This is a genomic window from Phenylobacterium sp. (genome assembly GCF_031181185.1).
Taxonomy (GTDB): domain Bacteria; phylum Pseudomonadota; class Alphaproteobacteria; order Caulobacterales; family Caulobacteraceae; genus Phenylobacterium.
Genome location: NZ_JAPSKZ010000083.1, coordinates 1 through 7,997 on the forward strand (window position 1 = coordinate 1; position 7,997 = coordinate 7,997).

Sequence of the window (7,997 nt, forward strand, 5' to 3'; positions counted from 1 at the left end):
GCAAGATCGCCAAGTCGATCGCCGACAGCCCGCTGGTGAAGACCGCCTTCGCGGGCGAGGACGCCAACTGGGGCCGCATCGTGATGGCGGTGGGCAAGGCCGACGAGCCGGTGGACCGCGACTCCATCAGCGTTCGGTTCGGCGACCTGTGGGCCGCCCAGGACGGTCTGATCGCGCCGTCCTACGACGAGGCGAAGATGAGCGCCTACATGAAGAAGCAGGAGCTTGAGGTCACCGTGGACGTGGGCGTCGGGCGCGCCAGCTCCACCGTGTGGACGTGCGACCTCACCAAGCGCTACGTCGAGATCAACGGGGATTACCGCAGCTAGCGGGAGGTCGCATGAGGGCCATCATCGTCCAGACCGCGACGGCGCTGGTCGAAGAGGGCGAGCGCATCGCCGAGGCGCTGCTCGAAGAAGGGCTGGCGGCTTGCGTGCAGATCGTGCCGATCCGCAGCCGGTACGTCTGGAAGGGCGCCATCGAGCGCCAAGACGAGCAGCTGCTCCTGATCAAGACGCGGGAAGACCTGTTCGAGCAGGTGGATGGGCGCATCCTCGCGCTGCACGGCTATGAGGCGCCCGAGGTGGTCGCCTTGCCGGTAAGCGCCGGCGACCCAGACTACCTGGCCTGGATCGCCGACAGCACCAAGCGCCGTTAGCGGTTCGACCAGACGCCCGAGCGGCTGCCGCCGCCGGAACGCTGATCACCGCCGCGGCGCGGCCCTTTGAAGGCGGGACGCTCGCCGCCGCCGTTGCCGCCGCCGCCATTGCCGCCGCGCGCCGGGCCGCCTTCGTGGCGGTGCCCCGGCTTGGCCTGGCTGTGATTACGGTTCGGCTTCTTTTGGTGGCCCTGGCGGTGCGGCTGGGCCGCCGCCCGATCTTGGCGTTCGGGCTTGCCGGCGACTTCCGGCAGGGCGGCGGTGGCCGCGCCCAGCTGGCGGTCGTTGCGCCGGTCGAAGCTGGGGATCCGCTGGCGGGTCACCTTCTCGATGTCCTTCAGCAAGTTCCGCTCGTCGTCGGCGCAGAACGCCACCGCCGAGCCGTCGGCGCCGGCGCGCGCCGTCCGGCCGATCCGGTGGACGTAGGCCTCCGGAACGTTCGGCAGCTCGTACTGGACGACGTGGCTGACCGCGTCGATGTCGATGCCGCGGGCGGCGATGTCGGTGGCGACCAGGGCGCGGACTTCGCCGGCCTTGAACGCCGCCAGGGCGCGCTCGCGCTGGCCCTGGCTCTTGTCGCCGTGGATGGCGGCCGCTTCCACGCCCACCTGCTCCAGACTGCGCGCCACGCGGTCGGCGCCGCGCTTGGTGCGGGTGAAGACGATCACGCGCTTGAAGCTGGCGTCGTCGAACAGCTCGGAGAGCAGGGCGCGCTTGCGCTGCTGCTCCACGAACAGGACGCGCTGGTTGATGCGCTCCACCGTGGTGGCGGCCGGGGTGACCGAGACCTTCAGCGGGTTCGGGTTGAGGATCTCGCCGGTCAGCTTCTCGATCTCGCTCGGCATGGTGGCCGAGAAGAACAGGTTCTGGCGCTGGCGCGGCAGGAACTTCACGATGCGCCGGATCGGCACGATGAAGCCCATGTCCAGCATCTGGTCGGCTTCGTCGAGGACGAAGGTCTCGACGCCTTCCAGCGTGATGGACTTCTCCTGCAGGTGGTCGATCAGGCGGCCGGGCGTGGCGACCAGCACGTCGACGCCGGGCGCGAGCGCCCGCATCTGGCCGCCATACTTCACGCCGCCGAAGACGACGGCGACGCTGATGCCCATGTGCTTGCCATAGGCCTTGAAGCTTTCGCCGATCTGGGTGGCGAGCTCGCGGGTGGGCGAAAGCACGAGAACGCGAGCGCTGCGCCGTGGCGCGGCCTTCTTGTCTTCGGCCAGGCGGTGGAGGATCGGCAGGGCGAACGCGGCGGTCTTGCCGGTGCCCGTCTGGGCGATGCCCAGGAGGTCGCGTCCGGCCATGACGCCGGGGATCGCCTGCGCCTGGATCGGGGTGGGATTGACGTAGCCTTCGTCGGCCAACGCCTTGAGCAGCGGCTTGGCCAGGCCAAGGTCGGTAAACTGAGTCAAGAACGGATCTTTCGCGTATGCGCCGAGCGCGGCCGCACGGAAGGTCCGTGGGTCGCGGAAGTCGCGGGTCTTTGGGGAAGCGCCCCGCGTGATGGGCGAATCTATGAGATCGGTGGGCTCGACAGGCTGAGCCTCCTTGAAGGAGGCCCCACGCGGCTGGAGCGCCGATAGCGCCGTCTCTTAGGCGCGAGGTGCACATCGGCGTTCGGGACGGTGAAGTCAACCCACGCTGCCCATTCGGCCGCAGCCTGTGGCGGATATGGCGCGGTCGCGCTAAGGCGGCGCCATGACCAAGCCCATGGTGCTCGTGGCCGCCGCGGCCCTCATCGATATCGACGGCCGGGTGCTGATCTGCCAGCGGCCCGAGGGCAAGCAGTTGGCGGGGCTGTGGGAGTTTCCCGGCGGCAAGGTCGAAGCCGGCGAGACGCCCGAGGCCTGCCTGATCCGCGAACTGGACGAGGAGCTGGGCATCCGGGTGACGAAGTCATGCCTGGCCCCCTTCGTATTCGCGAGCCACGAGTACGAGAGCTTCCACCTCCTGATGCCGCTCTATCTGATCCGCCGCTGGGACGGGCAGCCACAGGCGCGCGAGCACAAGGCGCTGAAGTGGGTGAAGCCGCTGCAGCTCGATGACTATCCGATGCCGCCGGCCGACGGGCCGTTGGTGGCCTGGCTTCGGGACTTGATCTGATGCGACAGGCCGCGCGGACGCTGGAGATCCGTACGCCCGGGCAGGGCCTGCACGAGATCACGCGCGAGGTTCAAAGCTTCGTGGCCGGCGAGGGCATGGCGACCGGTCTGCTGACCGTCTTCTGCCGCCACACCTCGGCGAGCCTCCTGATCCAGGAGAACGCCGATCCCGACGTGCGCCGCGACCTGGAGGACTGGGTGGCGCGGCTTGCGCCCGAGAGCGCGTCTTACCGGCATCAGGACGAGGGGCCGGACGACATGCCGGCCCATCTGCGGACCGCGCTCACGACGGTGCAGCTCTCGATCCCGCTGACGGGCGGCCGGCTGGCGCTCGGGACGTGGCAGGGGATCTACCTGTTCGAGCACCGGGCGCGGCCGCACCGCCGCGAGGTCGTCCTCCACCTGCTGGGCGACTAGTCGGCCGCGGCGCGGCGGATCCGGGCGGGCTTGGTGGCGTCAACCACGCATTGGCCGGTTTCGGCCATGGCGTGCACGCCCAGGCAGTAGATGTCCTCGTACTGGGTCCCGGCGCTGGCCAAGCACTGGTGGAAGTTCATCTTGGCCCAGCGCAGGCACGCGCCCGAACGCGGCTCGGAGAGCAGGGCGCGGCCCTGTCCTTCCTGGCCCAGCACCGTCAGCGCCGCCAGCGCAACGCCGCGGGAAACCACAGGACTCGCGCCGCCGCGGCGGCCGCCCTCGGCCACGGCGGCGGTCAGCCGGGCGCGGTCCTCGGCCGTCGGGCGGTAGCCGGCGGTGGAGATGCGCTTCACCTGGGCGAGGCGGGCGGGACCGTTTGTGACCTTGGCCTTGGACCAGCCCTGCTTCTGGACGGAATAGGCGGCCGTCTTCACGCGCCCGCCCGCGGCGGCCAGGGCTTCGCCGCGGCGGTACAGGGCGGCGTTGGCGCGGCCGGCGGCGGCCTGGCCGCCGGGAAGGTCGAGCGCGGCGTCGGGGTCGGCGGCGAGGCGCCGGGCCAGGTCGCGGCCGCCGGCCTTCTTCACGCCGGCGACGAAGGCCGGCTCCTGCAGGGCGGCCATGGCGGCATAGGCGATCATCCCCGCCTCGAGCTGTTTCGGCTCATAGGCCGCCCCGGCCTGCAGCCCCTGGTTCACATCTGCGAGGCCGGAGAACGCCGGCGAGACGCCGCTGGCGCGGCGGGTGAAGGCTTCGAACGCGCCGGCCTGGCCGGCGAGGCCCACGTCCACATAGGTGGCGGAAGCTTTCGGCGGAGGAACGGGCGCGCTCGCCCGCAGGCCGGCCGAGCACCCGGCCAGCATGATCGCCACGGCCGCGGCGACGGCGCCGAGGCTTTCGATAGTTCTGATGCGCAACGTCTGACCCCAAGTCGACGAGACGCCCCCCGAAGCGCCACCGTAGCGAGGGTCGTGGGCGAGCGTGGCCGTGGCGGTTTGTCGCGGCTGATTTTGCCTAGTGGGCCGGGGCCCAGCCGGTGAGCGTGATGATCTCGAACGTGGCCGGGATGCGGCCGTCCTCGTCGCGGAAGCGCTCGAAATAGATCTCGAAGGCCCGGGTCATCAGGGGGCGGGTCAGCTTCTTGGGATGGCGGTCGGCCAGCACGCTGGTCTCGCCCATCTGGCGCAGGTCGAAGAGCAGCTTCAGCGGGTGGTCGTAGGTGACGGTGACGGTGTCCACGTCGGCGACCGGCATGGAGAAGCCGGCCCGCTGCAGCAGGCCCGCGGCGTCGGCCGTGTCGGCGAAGGGCGAGACGCGGCTGCCCGCGCCGCCCAGGATCTCGCTCTCGGCGGCGACCAGGGACTGGCGAAGCTCGGTCAGGGTCACGCCGCCCAGGAAGGCCCCGATGAAGAGGCCGTCCGGCTTCAGCGCCCGCCGCGCCTGGATCAGCGCGCCGACCACGTCGTTGGTCCAGTGCAGGCCCAGCGTCGAGACGATCAGGTCGAGGCGGGCGTCGGAGAAGGGCAGACGCTCCTCGTCCAGCACGACACGGGCGCCGGCCCGGCCCTGCAGCATCCGGTGCGACAGGTCGGCCTCCACGAGGAAGCCCACCCGGTCCTTCGCGTCGCCGCGCTCCAGCGCCTCGCGGAACGCCCCGGTCCGGGCTGAGAGGTCGACGGCCACGGGGAAGTCCCGCATGATCGGCGCCAGGCGCTCGGCCACGTCCTCGGCGGCCCGGCGCTGGAGGAAGTCGGCGTTCGCATAGTCCCGGGCCGCCCGGTCCAGGCGTATGCGGTGCAAGGCGCGATCAAAGAGGCGGGGTGGCGCGGGCATGGCCGCGGAACATGGCGATTTCACACGCCGATGGGAACCGGGCCCGCGGCTGAAAGGGCTCTGGCGCGGTGCGCTGGACCTGGTTTTTCCGCCCCAGACCCTCGATGGCGGGCCGCGGCCCTTGGCCGGCGGGTTCTCGAGCCCGGTGTGGAGCCGCATCCACTTCCTGGATGGGCCGGTGTGCGACGGCTGCGGCGCGCCCTTCGATTTTGACCCCGGGGCCCGCTGCGCCCCCTGTCAGGCCAAGCCGCGGGCGTTCGACCGGGCGCGGGCGGCCTGCCTGTATAACGAGACTTCCCGCGAGCCGATCCTGAAGCTGAAGCACGCCGACCGCACCGACCTTGCGCCGCTGATGGCGCGGTGGCTGTCGCGGGCTGCGCGCGAGCTGATCGAGGACGCCGACGCCATCGCGCCCGTACCGCTGCACCGGCTGCGTCTGCTGGGCCGGCGCTACAACCAGGCGGCCGAGATCGCCCGGGCGCTCAGCCGCCTTACGGGGACGCCCTACCTGCCCGACACGCTGGTCCGGCGCCGCGCGACCGCCACCCAGGGCGGCAAGTCGGGCTCGGGCCGCCGGCGCAACGTGGCGGGCGCGTTCGAGGTCCCCGCCGGCCGCCGCCACCGTGTCGCGGGTCTGCGCATCCTGCTGGTCGACGACGTGCTCACGACCGGCGCCACCGCGGAGGGCTGCGCCCGCGCGCTGAAGGCGGCCGGCGCGTCGGCCGTGGACCTCGCCGTCGTGGCGAGGGTTAAGGAAGCGGCGGGACTCACCATATGAAGCGTCGTTATTGAACCTTTGCGGACGGGTCTCTCGTTAAGGCGCCATGGCAAACGTCACGATCTATACGAAGCCCTACTGCCCCTACTGCATCCGGGCCGTGAGCCTGCTCGAACAGAAGGGCGTCGAGTTCACCGAGATCGAGGCCGCGTTCGACCCCGAGAAGAAGGCGGAGATGGTCCAGCGCTCCGGTCGCATGACCTTCCCGCAGATCTTCATCGGCGACCGCCACATCGGCGGGTGCGACGACATGATGGCCCTCGAGCGGGAAGGAAAGCTCGACCCTCTGCTACAGCACGCAGCCTAAGGCGCAGGTCTTCACGCCTTCGCAGCCGGCCGCCTATATGACGGCCGATGATGAAGGTCGGCCTGATACAGACGCGCACGCCCGCCACGCTCGACGCAGCGCTGGCGCACCTCGAACCGCTGGTGCGGGAAGCGGCCGCGGGCGGCGCACGCCTGATCGCCACGCCCGAAGGCTCCAACATCCTGCAGAAGGACCGCGCGAAGCTGCTGCCGCAGCTGAGGACGTTGGACGAGGATCCGGTCGTGCTCGGCCTTCAGGCGCTTGCCCGGGAGTTCGGCGTCTGGGTGCTGGCGGGCTCGGTGCTGGTGCTGCGCGAGGGCGGCAAGGTGGCCAATCGCCAGGCGCTGATCGCCCCCGACGGCGGGCTGCGAGCCACCTACGACAAGCTGCACATGTTCGACGTCGACCTGCCCACGGGTGAGACGGCGCGCGAGTCCGAGACCTACACGCCGGGCGACCGGGCGGTGGTGAGCGAGGTCGACGGCCTGAAGTTCGGGCACTCCATCTGCTACGACCTGCGCTTCCCGGCCCTGTACCGCGCGCTGGCCTTGGCCGGCGCCCAGGTGATGGCCATCCCCGCCGCCTTCACCCGTCCCACGGGGGAGGCGCATTGGGAGGTGCTGATGCGGGCCCGCGCCATCGAGACAGGCGCTTACGTGATCGCGCCCGCCCAAGGCGGCTTCCACGAGGATGGCCGCGGCACCTGGGGCCGTTCCATCGTCGTCGGCCCTTGGGGCGAGGTGATCGGCAAGCTTGACCACGACGAGCCGGACGTGCTTCTCGCCGACCTCGATCCGGCCGCGGTCGAGAAGGCGCGCACCGCGATCCCGGCGCTCGCCAATGCGCGGGCCTTCACGGGTCCCTAAATCCAAGGCGCGATGATCAAGTACGCCCTCACCTGCGACCGCGAGCACGCCTTCGAAGGGTGGTTCGGCTCGTCAGCGGACTACGACGACCAGCACGCGCGGGGCCTGCTGGAATGCCCCGTCTGCGCCAGCAAGGCGGTTCGCAAGCAGATCATGGCGCCGGCCGTCGCGGGCACGCGCAAGACGGTGCAGGACGAGGTCTCGGGTCCTCCGAAGGCCATGATGATGGAGGCCCTTTCGCGCATTCGCCGGCACGTCGAGGAGAACTTCGACGACGTGGGCGACGCCTTCGCCAAGGAAGCCCGCGCCATCCACGAGGGGCGTTCGGAAGAGCGCGGCATCTACGGCCAGGCGACCCCGAAAGAGGTCCGCGAACTGGTCGAAGACGGCATCCCCGTCGCGCCCCTGCCGCCCGAGCCGCCGAAGAAGACGGATGTGAACTAGTCCCCGCCTCTTGCGGGAGCCGAGCTGCGCCTGCAATCTGAGAGTGCAGGGATGGGGGCGTCCGGGTGATGTGGAAGAGTTGGCTGGGTGCGCTGGCGGCGGCCGCCATTGTGACGTCCTCAGCAGAGGGCGCGCCGCTCACCGCCTACGGCAAGCTGCCGAACATCGAGAACGCAGTCGTTTCTCCCGGCGGCCAAGCCCTGGCGATGATCGTCACCAACGGCGAGCAACGGGCGCTCGTCGTGCATGACCTGACGTCGGACAAGCCGATCGTGCGCGCCACGACCGGTGACGTGAAGGTCCGCGCGCTGGATTGGGCCGGCGATGGACACCTGGTGATCGTCACCTCGGTAACCGCGGCGCCGATGTTCCTGACGAATGCTCGGCGAGAGTGGTTCATGGGGTTCGTCTTCGATCTCGAAACTCGCAAGACCCAGCCGCTTCTGCGGAACGTCGGCGAGGTCGACGCGATGAACACCATCGCCGACATGCCCGAGGTCCGGATGGTGGACGGCAAGCCCGTCGTCCTGGTGGAGGGCGTTGTCTTCGAAGGGGGGCGCGGCCGACTGTCCCTGTTCAGGAACCAAGTCGGCTC

At 70.4% G+C, this 7,997-nt stretch carries 11 protein-coding genes and 1 pseudogene; 9 read left to right on the top strand and 3 right to left on the bottom strand.

Features of this window, described 5'->3' with window-relative positions; translation table 11 throughout:
- Both RIF93_RS11545 and cutA read left to right on the top strand, forming a co-directional pair.
- Window positions 1–329, top strand: a 329-nt coding sequence (locus RIF93_RS11545; RefSeq protein WP_309091456.1) for a bifunctional ornithine acetyltransferase/N-acetylglutamate synthase, incomplete at its 5' end; no start/stop codon positions are given.
- Window positions 330–340: 11 nt separating this feature from the next.
- Window positions 341–658 carry a divalent-cation tolerance protein CutA gene (gene cutA / locus RIF93_RS11550; RefSeq protein WP_309091458.1) on the top strand — a complete coding sequence of 106 codons (318 nt, stop codon included), beginning with the start codon at window positions 341–343 and terminating at the stop codon, window positions 656–658.
- Here the strand turns inward: cutA and RIF93_RS11555 are convergent.
- Window positions 655–2,070: a DEAD/DEAH box helicase gene (locus RIF93_RS11555; RefSeq protein WP_309091460.1), complete on the bottom strand. Its 1,416-nt coding sequence runs from the start codon at window positions 2,068–2,070 to the stop codon at window positions 655–657. The two genes, cutA and RIF93_RS11555, sit on opposite strands and share 4 nt — an antisense overlap.
- 286 nt (window positions 2,071–2,356) lie before the next feature.
- On the opposite strand from RIF93_RS11555, the gene mutT reads away from it, so the two are divergent.
- Both mutT and RIF93_RS11565 read left to right on the top strand, forming a co-directional pair.
- Complete coding sequence (gene mutT, locus RIF93_RS11560) at window positions 2,357–2,761, top strand: 8-oxo-dGTP diphosphatase MutT (protein ID WP_309091462.1); 405 nt, start codon at window positions 2,357–2,359, stop codon at window positions 2,759–2,761.
- The gene (locus RIF93_RS11565; RefSeq protein WP_309091464.1) at window positions 2,761–3,177 is read left to right on the top strand and encodes a secondary thiamine-phosphate synthase enzyme YjbQ; all 417 of its coding nucleotides are present in this window, start codon (window positions 2,761–2,763) and stop codon (window positions 3,175–3,177) included. Before mutT ends, RIF93_RS11565 begins: the two co-directional genes overlap by 1 nt.
- Here RIF93_RS11565 and RIF93_RS11570 read toward each other — a convergent pair.
- Together RIF93_RS11570 and RIF93_RS11575 are read right to left on the bottom strand one after the other, a co-directional pair.
- Complete coding sequence (locus tag RIF93_RS11570; protein WP_309091466.1) at window positions 3,174–4,091, bottom strand: hypothetical protein; 918 nt, start codon at window positions 4,089–4,091, stop codon at window positions 3,174–3,176. The genes RIF93_RS11565 and RIF93_RS11570 overlap by 4 nt on opposite strands.
- Before the next feature lie 97 nt (window positions 4,092–4,188).
- Entirely contained in the window at window positions 4,189–5,007 is an 819-nt protein-coding gene (locus RIF93_RS11575) for a methyltransferase domain-containing protein (RefSeq protein ID WP_309091468.1), read from the bottom strand.
- On the opposite strand from RIF93_RS11575, the gene RIF93_RS11580 reads away from it, so the two are divergent.
- The 5 genes and pseudogenes from RIF93_RS11580 to RIF93_RS11600 form a co-directional block, all read left to right on the top strand.
- A complete protein-coding gene (locus RIF93_RS11580) occupies window positions 5,006–5,785 on the top strand; it encodes a ComF family protein (protein WP_309091469.1) in 780 nt (259 codons plus the stop codon). The two genes, RIF93_RS11575 and RIF93_RS11580, sit on opposite strands and share 2 nt — an antisense overlap.
- 46 nt (window positions 5,786–5,831) lie before the next feature.
- Entirely contained in the window at window positions 5,832–6,092 is a 261-nt protein-coding gene (gene grxC / locus RIF93_RS11585; protein ID WP_309091470.1) for a glutaredoxin 3, read from the top strand.
- A gap of 50 nt (window positions 6,093–6,142) precedes the next feature.
- Window positions 6,143–6,958, top strand: a complete 816-nt coding sequence (locus tag RIF93_RS11590; protein WP_309091486.1) for a carbon-nitrogen hydrolase family protein — start codon at window positions 6,143–6,145, stop codon at window positions 6,956–6,958.
- Between the two features lie 12 nt (window positions 6,959–6,970).
- Window positions 6,971–7,402, top strand: coding sequence for a DUF1178 family protein (locus RIF93_RS11595; protein WP_309091472.1), 432 nt, complete (start codon window positions 6,971–6,973; stop codon window positions 7,400–7,402).
- Window positions 7,403–7,470: 68 nt separating this feature from the next.
- Window positions 7,471–7,997 (top strand): annotated as a pseudogene (locus RIF93_RS11600) (S9 family peptidase); the annotation flags it as partial.

Coding starts and splice junctions, on each gene's coding strand:
- cutA (WP_309091458.1), top strand. CDS start 341: ATGAGGGCCATCATCGTCCAGACCGCGACGGCGCTGGTCGAAGAGGGC.
- mutT (WP_309091462.1), top strand. CDS start 2,357: ATGACCAAGCCCATGGTGCTCGTGGCCGCCGCGGCCCTCATCGATATC.
- RIF93_RS11565 (WP_309091464.1), top strand. CDS start 2,761: ATGCGACAGGCCGCGCGGACGCTGGAGATCCGTACGCCCGGGCAGGGC.
- RIF93_RS11580 (WP_309091469.1), top strand. CDS start 5,006: ATGGCCGCGGAACATGGCGATTTCACACGCCGATGGGAACCGGGCCCG.
- RIF93_RS11575 (WP_309091468.1), bottom strand. CDS start 5,007: ATGCCCGCGCCACCCCGCCTCTTTGATCGCGCCTTGCACCGCATACGC.
- grxC (WP_309091470.1), top strand. CDS start 5,832: ATGGCAAACGTCACGATCTATACGAAGCCCTACTGCCCCTACTGCATC.
- RIF93_RS11590 (WP_309091486.1), top strand. CDS start 6,143: ATGAAGGTCGGCCTGATACAGACGCGCACGCCCGCCACGCTCGACGCA.
- RIF93_RS11595 (WP_309091472.1), top strand. CDS start 6,971: ATGATCAAGTACGCCCTCACCTGCGACCGCGAGCACGCCTTCGAAGGG.